Source organism: Neorhizobium alkalisoli (assembly GCF_002968635.1).
In the GTDB taxonomy this organism is placed as follows: domain Bacteria; phylum Pseudomonadota; class Alphaproteobacteria; order Rhizobiales; family Rhizobiaceae; genus Neorhizobium; species Neorhizobium alkalisoli.
In genome coordinates this window covers 796,264-810,681 of sequence record NZ_PVBN01000001.1, presented here as the reverse complement: position 1 = coordinate 810,681, position 14,418 = coordinate 796,264, and the positions used below count along the sequence as shown (strand labels likewise).

The 14,418-nt window shown below is 62.1% G+C and carries 22 protein-coding genes; 2 read left to right on the top strand and 20 right to left on the bottom strand.

Features of this window, described 5'->3' with window-relative positions; translation table 11 throughout:
• Window positions 1-97 precede the first annotated feature (97 nt).
• The 11 genes from C5L13_RS04095 to C5L13_RS04050 form a co-directional block, all read right to left on the bottom strand.
• Window positions 98-532 (bottom strand): hypothetical protein, encoded by a 435-nt coding sequence (locus C5L13_RS04095; RefSeq protein ID WP_105381930.1) that lies wholly within the window; start codon window positions 530-532, stop codon window positions 98-100.
• Between the two features lie 263 nt (window positions 533-795).
• Window positions 796-2,220 (bottom strand): ATP-binding protein, encoded by a 1,425-nt coding sequence (locus C5L13_RS04090; protein WP_105381929.1) that lies wholly within the window; start codon window positions 2,218-2,220, stop codon window positions 796-798.
• Window positions 2,210-2,881, bottom strand: coding sequence for a response regulator transcription factor (locus C5L13_RS04085; protein WP_105371841.1), 672 nt, complete (start codon window positions 2,879-2,881; stop codon window positions 2,210-2,212). The genes C5L13_RS04090 and C5L13_RS04085 overlap by 11 nt, the downstream gene beginning before the upstream one ends.
• 61 nt (window positions 2,882-2,942) lie before the next feature.
• Window positions 2,943-3,209 (bottom strand): hypothetical protein, encoded by a 267-nt coding sequence (locus tag C5L13_RS04080; protein ID WP_105381928.1) that lies wholly within the window; start codon window positions 3,207-3,209, stop codon window positions 2,943-2,945.
• Between the two features lie 116 nt (window positions 3,210-3,325).
• Window positions 3,326-3,538, bottom strand: a complete 213-nt coding sequence (locus C5L13_RS04075) for a hypothetical protein (RefSeq protein WP_105381927.1) — start codon at window positions 3,536-3,538, stop codon at window positions 3,326-3,328.
• Window positions 3,539-3,559: 21 nt separating this feature from the next.
• The gene (locus tag C5L13_RS28630; protein ID WP_158693381.1) at window positions 3,560-3,703 is read right to left on the bottom strand and encodes a hypothetical protein; all 144 of its coding nucleotides are present in this window, start codon (window positions 3,701-3,703) and stop codon (window positions 3,560-3,562) included.
• A 198-nt stretch (window positions 3,704-3,901) separates the two neighbouring features.
• Complete coding sequence (locus C5L13_RS04070; RefSeq protein ID WP_105381926.1) at window positions 3,902-5,032, bottom strand: hypothetical protein; 1,131 nt, start codon at window positions 5,030-5,032, stop codon at window positions 3,902-3,904.
• 402 nt (window positions 5,033-5,434) lie between these two features.
• Window positions 5,435-5,971: a phage tail tape measure protein gene (locus C5L13_RS04065; protein WP_105381925.1), complete on the bottom strand. Its 537-nt coding sequence runs from the start codon at window positions 5,969-5,971 to the stop codon at window positions 5,435-5,437.
• Window positions 5,958-6,191 (bottom strand): rcc01693 family protein, encoded by a 234-nt coding sequence (locus C5L13_RS04060; RefSeq protein ID WP_105381924.1) that lies wholly within the window; start codon window positions 6,189-6,191, stop codon window positions 5,958-5,960. The genes C5L13_RS04065 and C5L13_RS04060 overlap by 14 nt, the downstream gene beginning before the upstream one ends.
• On the bottom strand, window positions 6,191-6,538 hold the full coding sequence (locus C5L13_RS04055; RefSeq protein WP_105381923.1) for a gene transfer agent family protein: 348 nt from the start codon (window positions 6,536-6,538) through the stop codon (window positions 6,191-6,193). The genes C5L13_RS04060 and C5L13_RS04055 overlap by 1 nt, the downstream gene beginning before the upstream one ends.
• Window positions 6,538-6,945: a phage major tail protein, TP901-1 family gene (locus tag C5L13_RS04050; RefSeq protein WP_105381922.1), complete on the bottom strand. Its 408-nt coding sequence runs from the start codon at window positions 6,943-6,945 to the stop codon at window positions 6,538-6,540. Before C5L13_RS04050 ends, C5L13_RS04055 begins: the two co-directional genes overlap by 1 nt.
• A gap of 132 nt (window positions 6,946-7,077) precedes the next feature.
• Here C5L13_RS04050 and C5L13_RS04045 point away from each other — a divergent pair, with 132 nt between their 5' ends.
• On the top strand, window positions 7,078-8,286 hold the full coding sequence (locus C5L13_RS04045; protein ID WP_105381921.1) for an MFS transporter: 1,209 nt from the start codon (window positions 7,078-7,080) through the stop codon (window positions 8,284-8,286).
• Here C5L13_RS04045 and C5L13_RS04040 read toward each other — a convergent pair.
• From C5L13_RS04040 to C5L13_RS04020, 5 genes are all read right to left on the bottom strand, one after another.
• Window positions 8,283-8,687 carry a DUF3168 domain-containing protein gene (locus C5L13_RS04040; protein ID WP_105381920.1) on the bottom strand — a complete coding sequence of 135 codons (405 nt, stop codon included), beginning with the start codon at window positions 8,685-8,687 and terminating at the stop codon, window positions 8,283-8,285. The genes C5L13_RS04045 and C5L13_RS04040 overlap by 4 nt on opposite strands.
• A complete protein-coding gene (locus tag C5L13_RS04035; protein ID WP_407070399.1) occupies window positions 8,684-9,016 on the bottom strand; it encodes a phage head closure protein in 333 nt (110 codons plus the stop codon). Before C5L13_RS04035 ends, C5L13_RS04040 begins: the two co-directional genes overlap by 4 nt.
• The gene (locus C5L13_RS04030; protein ID WP_105381918.1) at window positions 9,016-9,585 is read right to left on the bottom strand and encodes a head-tail connector protein; all 570 of its coding nucleotides are present in this window, start codon (window positions 9,583-9,585) and stop codon (window positions 9,016-9,018) included. Before C5L13_RS04030 ends, C5L13_RS04035 begins: the two co-directional genes overlap by 1 nt.
• Window positions 9,586-9,701: 116 nt before the next feature.
• Window positions 9,702-10,976 (bottom strand): phage major capsid protein, encoded by a 1,275-nt coding sequence (locus tag C5L13_RS04025; RefSeq protein WP_105381917.1) that lies wholly within the window; start codon window positions 10,974-10,976, stop codon window positions 9,702-9,704.
• Window positions 10,973-11,554: an HK97 family phage prohead protease gene (locus C5L13_RS04020; protein ID WP_105381916.1), complete on the bottom strand. Its 582-nt coding sequence runs from the start codon at window positions 11,552-11,554 to the stop codon at window positions 10,973-10,975. The genes C5L13_RS04025 and C5L13_RS04020 overlap by 4 nt, the downstream gene beginning before the upstream one ends.
• A gap of 122 nt (window positions 11,555-11,676) precedes the next feature.
• Between C5L13_RS04020 and C5L13_RS04015 the strand changes: the two genes are divergently transcribed.
• Window positions 11,677-11,877 (top strand): hypothetical protein, encoded by a 201-nt coding sequence (locus C5L13_RS04015; RefSeq protein WP_105381915.1) that lies wholly within the window; start codon window positions 11,677-11,679, stop codon window positions 11,875-11,877.
• Here the strand turns inward: C5L13_RS04015 and C5L13_RS04010 are convergent.
• The 4 genes from C5L13_RS04010 to C5L13_RS03995 form a co-directional block, all read right to left on the bottom strand.
• Entirely contained in the window at window positions 11,868-12,197 is a 330-nt protein-coding gene (locus tag C5L13_RS04010; protein WP_105381914.1) for a DUF6107 family protein, read from the bottom strand. The two genes, C5L13_RS04015 and C5L13_RS04010, sit on opposite strands and share 10 nt — an antisense overlap.
• Window positions 12,198-12,425: 228 nt before the next feature.
• Window positions 12,426-12,731, bottom strand: coding sequence for a type II toxin-antitoxin system RelE/ParE family toxin (locus tag C5L13_RS04005; RefSeq protein ID WP_105381913.1), 306 nt, complete (start codon window positions 12,729-12,731; stop codon window positions 12,426-12,428).
• Window positions 12,728-13,006: a CopG family ribbon-helix-helix protein gene (locus C5L13_RS04000; protein WP_105381912.1), complete on the bottom strand. Its 279-nt coding sequence runs from the start codon at window positions 13,004-13,006 to the stop codon at window positions 12,728-12,730. The genes C5L13_RS04005 and C5L13_RS04000 overlap by 4 nt, the downstream gene beginning before the upstream one ends.
• 55 nt (window positions 13,007-13,061) lie before the next feature.
• Window positions 13,062-14,300 carry a phage portal protein gene (locus C5L13_RS03995; RefSeq protein WP_105381911.1) on the bottom strand — a complete coding sequence of 413 codons (1,239 nt, stop codon included), beginning with the start codon at window positions 14,298-14,300 and terminating at the stop codon, window positions 13,062-13,064.
• Window positions 14,301-14,418: the final 118 nt, after the last annotated feature.

The window sequence follows — 14,418 nt, the reverse complement described above, 5'->3', positions numbered from 1 at the left end:
CGGTGTTGACGCAAATTTGAGGCGTTTCGCCGCAAGTTATAACGCCGATATGGCACCGGAAGTCGCCCGCGGCCATGACATAAGTCAAAGATGGCGATCAGGTCAGCGGCGTCCAGGTTCCGTCCGAGTTGCGGCAGGCCGCACCTCGTGCCGTCGTCTCGCGCCCGCCGACTGTCAGCGTATGGCGATATTGCCGGCAATTCTGCCTTCCCACCTGATAGGGGGCATTGGCGATCACCTGGCCGCTTGCATCGTCGCCCTTCCAGGGAATCGTCTGCCCCCCTGCAGCAGCTTCAAGCGCGCGATATTCCGCCTCCAGGGCGCGGGAGCGGTCGCTTGAGGAAAGATTGGCGCCGGCGCGGCCGACGATCCCGCCCTGCAACGCCGAGATATAGGAAACCGAGGCGGAAGGACGCGGCGATAGAAGCCCGCGTGCCTCTCCCTTGTCGGCGCCGGACGACGTAGTGCAGCCGGCCAGCAGGCCGGTCACGACAGCCAGGATCAGGATGTTTCGGAGGCCTTGGGATCGCATCGTTCAGAACCGGCTTTTAGGTCATCGTCATTAAGGAATCGATCCGGGAGTGCTCCCGTCCCGGCATGGCATCATTATGGCATTGCTGGGAAAACTCGCAGATCCGACGATCGTTCAATTCCCCCATTTTAGCAGAGGAGATAGTCACGTCCCCCTCCATGAAGATATAGCAGGCGATCTATCCGTCCATATTGCGGCGCACTGATTGCCCGGATGTTGCGCATCCGTCACACTCGCGACCCTCATCAAGGGTCATTGTCTTTTTAGCCCGCGTCCTTTGTCACGCCTGGCAGAAGCAGCTGGGCTCTGAGGCCGCCACGCGGGCCTCGCGTCAACTCGAATCGTCCCTGATATTCGCCGGCGATCTCCTGCACGATGGAAAGGCCAAGCCCGGCTCCCGGCTTGCTTTCGTCGAGCCGTCTGCCGCGCTTTACGGCTTCGCGGATCTGCTCGGGTTCGAGCCCCGGTCCATCATCCTCGACGGCCATTTCCAGCCAATAGCGTCGCGGTACCTCCGCTTCCTTGCCCGGCGGAGCGGCAGCGGTCGTCGCGGTGATCCAGACGCCCGCCTTGCAGAAACGCGCTGCGTTTTCGAGCAGGTTGCCGATCGTCTCCTCGACATCCTGCTGCTCCATCGCAAGCGCCATGCCGGGGGGGGAGACGGACAGGTGGAATTCTTTTTCCGGATTCAACCGGCGCATCACCCGCACCAGCCGCTCCAGCACCGGCTCGACATCCGCACGGGCAAGCAGCGATTCACGCTGCGCAGCGATGCGCGCCCGGTTCAGATAGGACTGTACCTGCGCCTGCATCGCCTCGGCCTGTGAACGAACCAGGTCCGACTGCACCTTCTCGAGCATCCGGGATTCATTCAGCAGGACGGCGATCGGCGTCTTCAGCGAGTGCGCGAGATTGCCCACCTGCATGCGCGCCCGCTCGACAATGCGGCGATTGCTTTCGATCAGCGCGTTGATTTCGTTGGCGAGCGGCATGACCTCGCGCGGAAATTCGCCATCCAGCCGCTCCGCCTCCCCTCGCCGCACCTTTTCGAGCGCGCGGCGCGCACCGACCAGCGGCTGGAGCCCGTAGAGAATGGCAAGGCCGTTGACCACAAGGCTTCCGACACCGAAGACGGCAAGCGCGATATAGAGGCTGCGGGAAAAGGCGCGGATATCGTCTTCCACCACGCCGAGATTGCCTGCCACCCGGAAGCGGGCGGCGCGGCCTTCGCCGTCGAGCACCACCTCGGTCTCGGAGACCAGCACATGGTTTCCGAAAGCATCGGTTGCCGGATAGAAGCGCTCGTAACGATTGTTGAACGGTACCGCCAGGATCGAAGGCACGCTGATGTTGGAGGTGCCCAGAGACGAGGAGGACAGAGGTCTCGCGGCAAAGGTGCCGAGCGGTTCGATGATCCAGTACCAGCCCGTCTCCGGCTGCGAGAAGCGCAGGTCGCCGAGTTGCGGGCTGCCGGAAAGCTGGTTGTCGTCGCCGATCGTGATCGAATTGATGACGTTATAGAGTTGCGCCCTCAGAAGGTCCGTGAAGGCGCGCTCCGCCGATTGGCGATAGAGCTGCGAGATGACGATCGAGATGACCACCAGCGCCAGAGCCGACCACAGGGTCGCCAGCAGCAGCACGCGTGCTGTCAGCGATCTCGGGCCGGTAGGAAGGATCCTAATGCGCATCTGTCGGCGCTTGCATCCTGTAGCCGAGGCCCCGGACCGTTTCGATGAGATCGACGCCGAGCTTTTTGCGAAGCCGGCCCACGAAAACTTCGATGGTATTTGAATCGCGGTCGAAATCCTGGTCATACATGTGTTCCACAAGCTCGGTGCGGGAAACGACCTGGCCCATATGGTGCATCAGGTAGGAGAGCAGCCGGAATTCGTGTGACGTCAATTTCAGCGCCACCCCATCGACGCTCGCCTTTGAAGCCTTGGTATCGAGCCTGACCGGGCCACAGACGATTTCGGAAGAGGAATGCCCGGCCGCACGCCGGATCAAGGCCCTCACGCGCGCCAGCACTTCCTCCGTATGGAAGGGCTTTGCAACATAGTCGTCGGCGCCGGCGTCGATACCCGCCACCTTGTCGCTCCATCGGTCGCGGGCGGTCAGCATCAGCACCGGCATGCCCTTGCCTTCGGCTCGCCATTTCTCGACGACGGTGATCCCGTCCATGACGGGCAATCCGATATCCAGGATCACCGCGTCGTAGGGTTCGGTTTCACCCAGGTAATGGCCTTCTTCGCCATCGAAAGCCTGATCGACGACATAACCGGCCTCCTTCAATGCGTCGGACAGCTGCCGGTTGAGATTAACGTCGTCTTCGACCACCAGAATGCGCATGCACCGCCCCTCGAATAATGTGCCGGCAGATATAGCAGAGAATAAGCCTGCCGGATCTGCCTTACATCGGAACCCTTACCGTCACCTTGCGCGGCCTTTCGCTGCCGTTGCCCTGGACGAGCACGGTCACGATACAGGTCTGGCCGTCCGAAGAGGGCTGGGCGGAGAGAAGCTGGCCGCCGGTTTCCCGCACAACGCGGGATGCAGCCGATCCGCAATCGCTCGCAACGAGCAGAAGATAATCACGCGCAGCGGCTTTTTCCGGCTGAAGACCGGAAAAACCGGCGATGCCGGCGGCCAGTATTGCGATGATCGGCAGTCGCGCCATGATTACAGTTTCCACTCACAGACAAACAGGATTCATGTCCAAAGCATGTGATGAATTATGTAGCCAAAGGCTGCTGAATGGCAAATGAATGGTCCGTAATGCTAGCCTTCAGGCGGCTATTTTCCCCTGATTCCGGCTGCAGCCGTGAGCCGCCCATAGATTGCAAGAAGCCCGCCGGCTGCACCCGCCAGCGTCACGGCAATATCCGCAAGATCGGCCTGCATATCCGCACCGAGCTCGATCCCCTTGATCTGCAGAAGTGATGAACTCACGGCGATCAGCGCACCCCAGACCGTCTTCGACTCATACCAGGCCTTCATCTGATCCATATTCTCGTCTCCTTTCTCGATCTAAAAAGTAATCGTGATGTCCGCTGGAATACCGAGCGGTACCGCCCGGCCCATCTGCCGGATGCGCACGTCAAGGCTCGCCCGGGGCGCGCCAAAATCGGCGACCTCGTCCGCAACCGCATAGATGAAAACCGGCCCCGTCACCTCCACCGTTCGTCTGACGGCCGTTCCGTCCAGAATCTCGACGCGATAACGTCAGTCATGACCCAAACCTCCATCGAACTTCCGAAGTGTCTCGTTGCAGGGCAGGTATCGCCCTGCCCCGCGGATGTCTCGATCAACGGACTCGTCTCTAAGGTCAACAAAGCCCATCAATGCCTGATGGTATGCTCATGGAAGGAATCAGGTGATCCGGATCGTGCCTATTTTGTACCGCACGCCTTCGTCAGCCGTGATGACGACAGCGCTGTTGCCCAGGATTGTCTGGTAGTTCTGATCCTGAGAATTTGGATCGAATACCCCTATGAAATGATTGCTGTGATACTCATTCATCGCGCCACCGCCGGCCAGGCTGACCATGCGGCGCCCGTTCACCTCGAATTGCGGATTAGCCAAGGTATTCGACACGCAGTAGCAGAGACCATTCGCCTGCAGGCCGGTATAACCGAACAGAACCCATTTCTGCGTGGGAACGTGATATCGGATGGTCTGCGCCATGCGCCCGTTCCGGTCAGACGTGGTGTAGGAATTCCAGCCCGTCGCCTTGAAGAAGAGTTTCGGCTGCTGAGGCGCAAGGTTTCCCTGGTAGTATTGGTGGTTGACCGTCTCCCACTGGTTCGAGGTGTTATAGAATTGCCAGCCGACCGAAGCGTCGAGATTCGACGTACGGATCATTGCAAAGCCGCTGTCGAGCAGCGTGGTATTGCCTGGCAGGTTGCGAACCTCAATGAAGGCGTAATAGTAATTGCCTTCCTTCACGATGTTCGAAGGATGCATGAACCCATAGGCCGTGTCGATCGACTGATTGGACCACGGCTCCGGGATCAAGACGCAGCGAACATTATGGTGATTTTGGCCGTAATCCCCGGGCTGTGGAATTGTCCAGGCCTGGCCATCATTGGTCGAACGCACATAGCCGATTGCGTTGACCCAGCGTGTATTGAACCCATGGGCGTGTGAATTGAAGCCCGCGACCCCGCCGATCGTCGCAGAAGACTGATAGAATTCGTGATGCGTCAGACCAACTACCAGGGAGCCGCGGGCGAAGGGGGACATGATCCAGTGACGGTTGGCATAGTGCCCTTCATAGGTGTCTCGGGGGGAATTCCAGTGAACGCCTGCATTCCAATTGGTCCAAGTCGACCCGTTATGCCAGTCATAGACAACATTATAACGGTACCCTTCGGAATGAGCGGTGATGAACGTCGGTGTCCCGTTTGCATCGCGCCACGGATGCAGGGGACCATCCACCCACAAGCCATAAGGCGTGCTTCCGCCAACATAGCCGTGCCATTGATTCGTACTGAAATCCATGCATGTCGTATTCCCAGATGTCGTAACTATACTGGTGACCATTGATTTCTCCTTTCATTACATGCTGAAGTGCTTGGCTCCGTCCATTTCAGGAGCCAGTTGTTTAATTGCCGGCGATATCGGTGAACTGCAGACAGGATGGTAAAACGGGACTCGTTTGGCCGCTCTCGCCTTTCCCATCGGATCGACGGCGGGCTCGCCGCTGGTCGACAGGCCTATGGCGTTTCCGGACAAAGCTGTTCCGGACACGCCTAAATCCTTGCTTCAAGGTATTTGAAAAAGGGCGTCCACTATTCCTGGCCGCGCCCTGCCGCTATTCGGCCCGAGGCAGTACGCAAAAAATTACTGCTTGCCGCAAATTGTTTTACCAGCGCGCAAATGCCTCAGCGTCTTGCGTAGACCTCAAAGACCGCGCCTGCCGCGTGCGACGCTGCGCGCCAGCATGGCCGATATCTGCCCTTCGCTTTTCCGGAAGCTCGCCGCATCGGTCGCCGTCACGTTGAAGACGATCTGGGGCATCGCGCCTCCTCCTGCCGCCGCCACGCCCAATGCGCCGTCCGGTCCCCGCTTCAGGGGCAGGATCGCTTCCGCACCCGCTTCACCCATCAGGCCCATATTGCCGCCCATCGGGAAGAAGCTCGGGCTGCGCACAACACCGCCGTCGGCAAACGGCGTCACTGAGCCCATCAACCCGCCCACGGCTTTTCCGATCATGTTCTCCAGCGGCTTCAGTCCGGCGGCGAGCGTGATATCGGCAAGCCGGTTGCCCAGTCCGCGCAGCACATCCTCGAGCCCCTTGCCGCCGGCGGTCGCGGATCGAAGCGCACCGGCGAGCGCGGAACCGAACCGCTGCGACCGGCTTTCCAGATCGGCCATCACACCGGCCAAGGCCTCCGCTTCGGAAAGCGTGGCGGAAAAATTTATCTCATCGTCTTCCATCAGTAGCCCCATCATCGGGAAACGCCGTCATCAGCGCCTTCAGCCCTGCTCGCTCCATCGACGCATCCGACGGTTTCAACCCGCCGGCGACAGCGAAAAACTCCCTTGGCGTCAACGCCCAGAAATCCTTCGGCGGAAGCCGCAGCAGGCAAAGGCCGGCATGCATCACCGCATCCCAGGGAAACGGCGTGCCCGCAGCGCCTTTGCCTGCTGCGGCCATCAAGGGTTTTCGGCGGGTTCGGGCTCCGCTCCCCCGAAGGTTGCCGTCAGCAGGTCGCCCACGATCCGTGCGTAGCCGGCAACGCCGTGGTCCACGCTCATCGCGGCCACCTCGTCGTCCGAAAACAGGTTGCCGCCGCCGCGAAGGCCGGCGCCGATCAGCCGGATCATGTCGGCGGCTTTCATCCGGCCGGAGGAAAACCGTTCCGCCAGTCCGTTGAGATCGCCCGCCGCAAACGCGGTTTCGAGTTCGGCGAGCGCTCCGAGCGTCAGGCAGAGGATACGGCGCTCCCCGTCGATGACGGCCTCCACCTCGCCGCGTCGGCGGTTTGCCCTTGCGCCACCCATCAGAGCGCCTCGAAGGTCAGCGCACCGGCAGATTCCAGTGCCAGCTCGAACCGGATCTCGCCGTTGTATTCGCCGGAATATTCAAGTGCCGTCACCTGGAAGGGCCCGGCGACGATCCCGAAAGCCGGAATCAGTATCTGCCAGGCAAGAATGCTTCCGGCGAAAAAGGCGCCGCGCACCAGCCCGTCGCTCGCCTGATCCTTGAATATGCCAGCGCCCGTCAGCGATGCACGCTGCACGCCGGCACCGCCGAGAAGCTCGCGCCAGCGTCCGGCACTTTCCGCATCGGTGATATCGACCGCCTCCGCATTGAAGGCCAGCCGTTTCGAACGCAATCCCGCGACCGTGACAAACGTGCCGCCGCTGTCCATCTTGAGCAACAGATCCTTGCCCTTCTGCGCCACCATATCTCATTCCTTCCGTTGGGTTCTCGGCAGGCGCCTCTTCCCTCTGCCGTCGTCGATTTGTCACTTCCGCCCGGGCCGCGAAGCTGCTACCCGAAGGGTACCTTCCACATTTCGGTCTCCAGTCCGGCCATCATGAAATTCCCCGTCTCTCCCCGTTCGGCGCAGACCATCGCCGTCTTGGCCGTGACGCAGCTCACCGGCTGGGGCACAACGTTCGAGGTGCTCGGGGTCATGGGCCGCGTCGTCGCGCCGGATCTCGGCCTTGCCAACGAAGTCATCTTCGCGGGCCTCACCATCATGATGGTCGTCAGCGCTCTGGCCGGCCCGGCAACCGGTCGGCTTCTCGCCCGGCATGGCGCGGCAAAGGTTCTGGCAGCGGGCGCCGCCACTTTCGCGCTGGGGCTTGCCCTGCTTTCGGTGGCACATGGCCTGCTCATCTATCTTGCCGCCTGGGTGATCATCGGCATCGGCGGCGCACTCGGCCTTTCAGCGCCCGCCTATACCGCGGTCGTCGAGCGCGAAGGGCAGGACGCCAAGCGCGTCATCGCCATCCTGATGCTCTTCACGGGCCTGTCGATCACCATCTTCTGGCCGCTCTTGAGCGTCCTCAACGATCTCGTCGGCTGGCGTCTCACCTTCGCCGTCTGCGCCGCGCTGCAGCTCTTCGTCTGCGTCCCGCTCTATCTCTTTGCGCTGCCACGGCCGATCGAGACAAAGGCGGCCTCGGACACCGGCCATATTCCTCCGGTCGCGTTGACCGCCTCAGAACGCAACACGGCTTTCCTGCTGGTGGCGGCAGCCACCACGATCAGTTCCTTCGTTACCTTCGGCCTTTCGCCTTCGCTGCTCGAACTCCTGCGACAGTCCGGCGCCAGCCCGGAATTCGCCCTGCAGCTTGCCGCCGCGCGCGGCGTCACCGGCATCTCGGCCCGTTTCGTGGACATGCTGCTCGGCCGGCGCGGCAATCCGCTCATCACCGCGGCTGCCGGCGCCGGCCTGATGGTGGCGAGCTTCACGCTTCTCGTCGCGGCTGCGGGCTCCACGTCGATGCTCGTTGCATTCATCCTGCTTTACGGCTTCGGATCGGGCGTCCTTGCGGTGGCGCGTGCGCTTCTGCCTCTCGCGCTTTTCTCGCCGAGCGAATACGGCCTGCAGGCGGCGCGCCTGTCGCTGCCGCAGAACCTTGCCAATGCTGTCGCACCGGTCATCTTCACCGCCATCCTCGACCGCCTCGGCGCCGACATCCTGCTTGTCCTTTGCGCGCTCCTCGCGTCTCTCTCGCTGGTCATCGTCTTGCGGCTGATGGCGCTGGTGCGACGGGCGAACCGGCGGACATCCTAGACCTGTTCCGTCACCGCTCGGAACCGCAGTTCCGCCAGCTGGAATCTCGTCTTCGGCTCACGCCTCGTTCTGGTCCGCAGATGAAGGAGGCTCACCAGAGCCGCGCCATCCAGGCTCAGGGCCGTGTCATGCAGCAGGCCATGGACGAGGCCTGCAATTTGCTGCGCCTCTCGCCTGCCTTCCCCCTCGGACCAGATTTCGATCGTGAGGAAATGCTCCTCGCCCGCTTCGCTGGATGTGGAATAATCCCGCGTCTCCATCTCGCCAAAGACGATGCAGGGCAGTTCCGGCCTCGCCAGCAGCCGGTCGCGGATGCCATCGGCTCCGACGAGCGCGCTCAGCGCCGCATCCGATCCCAGACGTCTATGGATCGCTCTCAAAAGCGCGCTGGCAGCCGTCATTGCGCTTCCTCCTCGCATTGGCAGACGAGATAGCGCCGCGTCTCGTCGGGATCGCGCACCAGCTTCACCAGAAAGACGCGACCACCCTTCCGGAACCTCTGACCCGCCATGACGCCTTCCCGAAATCGCACCCAGATCCGGTGGCTGATCGTACCGATCTCGGCGGCGGTTTCTTCCGCCACCCGGAAAGATATGGGCTCGATCCTCGCCCAGAGCGAAGCCGTCACTTCCCAGGTCAGGGTCGCGCCGCCCTGCCCGTCCGGCATCGCCTGCGGCACCTCGAGGTCGAGCCTTGCCGTCATCTGGCCGGGGTCGAAAAAGACGACCATCAGAGCCTCCGCATGCGAAATGGCGTGATCAGCCGCTCGTAGCCGTCCGGAATGCCCGCCGGCTGCTGGTCCGGCGAGACCACGCCGCGAAAGGCGAACATGTGGCCCACATGGAGGGACATAGCCCGCTTCAGCGTATCGGGCACATCGGTACCCGCCTCACCGTAGCCGGCCGAAAAATCGATCTCGATGCCGTTGACCGCCCGCCCCGGCTGCGGTGGTTTTCTCACCCACAGACGTGCGGGACGGCCTTCGCCATCGAGCAGATGATCTTGAAGCGATACTTGAACGGCGGCGCCTTCCGCGCCGTAAACCACAATGGATTGAATCGCTTGCACCGGGGACTTCGCAATTCTGACGATCCCCTCCAATGGCCATCGATCGAGATAGAGCCGCCATGCCTGGATGATCAGGCAAAGGCCGGTCTCGCGCTCCAGGTGTTCGCGGGCGGTGCGGATCAACGAGGCAAGCAGCGCGTCCTCGTCGCTCCCGTCGAGACGCAGATGCGCCTTCACCTCGGCAAGCGTCAGCGGCTCCGCGTCAGGCGGAGTGATCAGGGCATAGGTCATGGGGCCTCGGTGCGTGGTGGTTACTTGGTGGTAAGTTGTGAGGAATGTGGAGACGCAAAAAGGCGGCCACCGGCCGCCTCTTACCCACCCGTCACGGCTCCTCGCGTCGCGGCCGCCTATGCCGCCGCAAACTTCACGAGCTTGATCGCCTCGAAATTCTGTACCCCGCCGCCGACCCGTTTCGTGGTGTAGAAAAGCACATAGGGTTTGGCGCTATAGGGGTCGCGCAGGATTCGCACGCCCGCCCGGTCGACGACCAGGTAGCCGGAGCGGAAATCGCCGAAAGCAACGGAGAACGAATCCGCGGCCACGTTCGGCATTTCCTCGGCCTCCGCAATCGGAAAACCCATCAGCGAAGCCGGCTGGCCGGCGCTTGCCGGCGGACGCCAGAGATAGTTGCCGTCCGCGTCCTTGAATTTGCGGATATCGCCTTGAGTCTTGCGGTTCAGCATGAAGGTGCCGTTCTGGCGATGCCCGGCCTTCAGCGCATAGATCAGCTCGATCAGCGTGTCGGAGGGGCCTGTCGCTTTCCAGTTGCCCGCCGTTCCCGTCGCGACATAGCCGATATTGCCCCAGGTCCAGGCGCTATCGGCGACGGTGGTATAGGAAAGAAACCCCTTCGGCTTGTTTACCCCATCGCCACGGATGAAGGCGTCTCCCTCCTGTTCGGCAAAGACGATGTCCACCTCGCCGGCGATCCAGGCCTCGATATCGACCGCTGCATCGTCGAGCAGCGCCTGCGTCGCCGCCGGCATGGCATAGAGTTCCATAGTCGGGAAGGAGAGTTCGGCGAGCTGCGGCGTATTGGTCTGCGGTCGTGCCGCCGTCTCCGCCACCCAGCCGGTGGAAAGGCCGGCCGTTGCAAAGGGTTTCTTCAACACGGCCGCCGAGACGGTGCGCACCGTGGAAAGTGCGCGCATCGGCGAAACGACGGAAATCCTTCGGCCGATTTCCGTGTCTGTCTCCGGCGGCACCAGATAACCGCCGTCGGCACCGGTTCCGCCGGAAAACGCCTTCGCCTCCAGCTCACGCAGCCCCGCTTCCTCGCCGCGACGGACATAGGCATCGAAGGCCGCCTTGTGCTCCACCGCTTCGGCAGAAAGTTCGCCGCCCCAGCGAGAAGCAAAGCCGGAGCCGGAACCAAGCTGCGGCCTTGCCTTCTTCAGCACCAGCTGGTCGAGCACCTTCTTCTGATCGTCCATGGCGCGGTTGATGCGGTCCATCTTGTCGCGCGTCACCACGTCGGCCGTCAGCTTCTGCTCGATCTCGCCGAGACGCCGGTCGTTCACGTCCTTGAAGGCTTCGAACGCCTCCATGAACTCGTCGAAGGCGGCCGTCACCGTTTCCGGCACCGCCTTCACCTCGGGCGCAATGCTTGTCTGTTCCGTCATATCGTTTTTCCCTTGAAGTTTGACTGCATCATCATCTTCGCCGCCCGCCGCATCTGGCGGACGAGCTCGGTCTCCCGGTCCCGGAAGAACCGCGCATGCTTGACGTTGGAAACCCGTGCCGAAGGCAGCATCGGAAAGGTCACCACGGAGATTTCCCAGAGGTCGGCTTCCAGGATGCGCCGCACCCCGGTCTTGGAGTCGGTGCGCGCCTTGACGGTGCGAAAACCGATCGAAAGCCCGTCGAGCGCGCCGGACTTCATCAATGCCAGCACCTCGCGGGCCCGGCCGACGCCGGGCGACAGGACGCCTTCGACATAGAGCCCGCGGGCATCCTCGCGAATCGTCTTCCAGGCGCCGATCGGCTCGTTCGGATCGTGCTGATAGAGCATCCGCACACCCTTCGAGCCGCGTTCCACGAGCGAATTCATGAAGGCGCCGCGTTCGATCCTGTCCTTGCCCAGATCGACCTCGCCGAAGACGCTGGCATAACCGGAGAAGCTTCCGTCGCCGGCGACGCCGGCAAGTTCCAGATTGGCAAATTTGCGCGCATTCGGGCGCGGCCCGCGGTAAGCGTGCATTGGCATTCTCCTGAATTGAATGATGTGCCCCGCCCGATCCACCGTCTGCCCGAAGGGGCCGGATTGAGTGAGAGCCTGAGGCGGGTTATCCTTGGGCCGACCGATATTCGTCGGAGGATGGCATGCAGACGTTGCTTCTGATCACCCTCGGCTTGCTGCTCGGGTCCGCCCTGATTGCCGGCGCTGTTCGGCTAGCCCTTCGTCCGCCCGGGTTCTGGCGAAAGCCGCTGATGGCGGATCCGCTCGACCGGCCGGACCTGTCGGATGGAGCCATAGTCTATGCAAGTCCAGGCGATTGCGGCGGCAGCGACGGTCAGTGCTGAGACGGGTCACCCCGCTTCCCATATCTCTCCGCCACCCGGGCCAGTACGCCCAGTACCCACCAGGCGCAAAGGCTTGCCGCGGCCGAGCCGGCCAGCATGATTTCGGGGCCTGACAGTTCCCCACCGATTCCCAGCCTTGTGGTCAACCAGAGGCCCATCGGACTGCCGAAGATCAACCCGAAACTCACTCCGGTCAGAAACCGGCTCGCGGCCTCGCGGCGGGTCTTCGGCAGCAGGTAGATCAGTGAGATGCCGGCCCCCGCCGTGGCACCCAGGACCTTGGCGATGCCGACGCCGGGATCGCTTCCGAGGTCAGTCATTTTTAATCTTTCTGTTTTAGGATGAACACATAAGAGCCACCAGGGCTCGATCGGCCGCAATCGGCTCTCTCGGCCTCCCTTCGGGGTGGCCGTTTCTATTTTCATGAATCACCAGAATCGCTTGGCACCGTCAGCTCGAAAGTTGAGTCCGCGACCTCACAGATTGAGTGAGGTTCTCCCGGAATCCTCCAACCAGAAATCACTGGCTTTTGAACAGAACTCGGCTGGCTAGTTGTTGTAGACGTCTTCGTCTTCGTCGTGCCGGTCGTCCTGCCGGCCATGTTTGATAATCAGGATCAGAATCCCATCCGAGTCGGCTTCGTATTCGATGACATAGGGAGCGACGACCAATATCCGGACACCGTTGGAAGCCGGCTTGACCTTGCCCATTTCGGGACGCCGCGCCAGCAACGATTGAGCATTCCTTAGTTTCCTGCTCAGCTCACGCGCCGCTGGCGCGCTGAATTTGGAAAGATAAATGCGCTCCTGCCGGATGTAATCCGCGGCCATGATGGAGACGCGAACCTTTTTCATGCGGCATCATTCCGGGATTTCTCATCATCTGCATTCAGCGCATCAAGCTCGTCGAGCAAGTCATCCATATCCATGACCTTGCCGTCGCGCACCTCCTGGCGAGCTGCGGCGATTTCAAGAAGCTCGCTTCCTTCTGACGTCAGATAATATTTCAGCGCCCGGACGATCACCCAACTGCGGCTTCTATCCGCCGTTTCGGCGATCTTCTCTATGTCCTGCAGGATATCGAGTGGAAGACGCAGAGTAATCGGATCGGAAAGAACGGGCTTAGCCATAGGAGCCTCCGGTTTGTAATACGGCGTATTACAAACTACACCGTATCCTTCGCGATTAATACCCCACCGCCTCGCGCTTCTCCTCGTCGGTCAGGAACGCCGCCGCCCCTACCCTCGCCCAGAGTGCCTCGCGTTCGGCCGAAAGCCCGGCGATCCTGTCGAGGTCCGGCTCCAGCCGAAGCGGCTCGCCATAGGCGTCGGAAAGCCAGGCTGAGAAACTTGCGGCGGTACGGGCGATCATCGGCAGGACGGTCAGCCGGTAGAAGGCGCGGTTCGCCTCCTGATAATTGGCATAGGTATTGTCGCCGGGAATGCCGATCAGCATCGGCGGCACACCGAGTGCAAGCGCGATATCGCGTGCAGCGCCATTCTTCGCCTCGATGAAATCCATGTCCTTCGGCGATAGCCCCATGGACTTCCAGTCGAGCCCGCCTTCGAGCAGCAGCGGGCGCCCGGCATTGACGGCACCCGCATAACCCGCCTCCAGTTCCTCCTTCAGCCGCTCGTACTGGTCGGCGGAAAGGTTGCCGCCATCCTTCGGCTGATAAACCAGGGCGCCGGAGGGCCTTGCGGAATTGTCGAGCAGCGCCTTGTTCCAGTTCGCCGCCGCATTGTGCAGGTCGAGTGCGGCGCCAGCCGCCCCGAGCGGCGAAAAACCGCAGTGATCGTCGAGCGGATGGAACAGTTTCAGATGCAGCAGCGCCAGGCTCCTGTCATCGGCCGCCTCCGCCGGCAGCCGCCGCGTCACGCCGCCGGCCCTGTATTCGTAACCGGCAACCCAGCCGTCGCGGCCCTCCAGCACGCTCACCCGGTCGGGGCGCAGCAGATGCAGTTCCCTCGGCTCACCGCTGATGACAAGCGGCTCCACATAGGCATTGCCGGAAAGAAGCAGATGCCCGTAGAGCGTCTCGAAGAAATCCGGCCCGCTCTGCCGCCCATTCGGCCGGGCGAGCACTCCGAGCGCCGCATGGTCCGGCACCTCGCTCGTCCCCTCATAGGCAAGCCACGGCACGGCGGCGGCCGCTTCGGCAATCATCCGCATCGCCCGGTAGGCGACGGGGTTCTTCATGAACCCGGTGCGGGAAAGCGCCGCGTAGGAACGGCCGGACCAGTGTGCCGCCCCCTCGCCGGAGACGATCGCGAAACTCGAGGCAAGCCCCGAGACCGGCCCTGATGCGGCTTTGGTCTCGGGCTTCGGATCTGAAGCTTTCGGCCGGCCGAACCACGTGAACCAGCCCCGGCCTGCGGAAGATGAGGTTGCGCTTCTCGAGTGGACTTCCCGTGGACTTGCCATTGCGTCTTTCCCTGACATGGAAACAATTTTTGCGTGTAGCGACACCGGCAGGTTGACCCATCCTCATGGGCTCCTATATCCCGCTGCCTGGACGGATCGGATTGAAGAGGCGGATGTG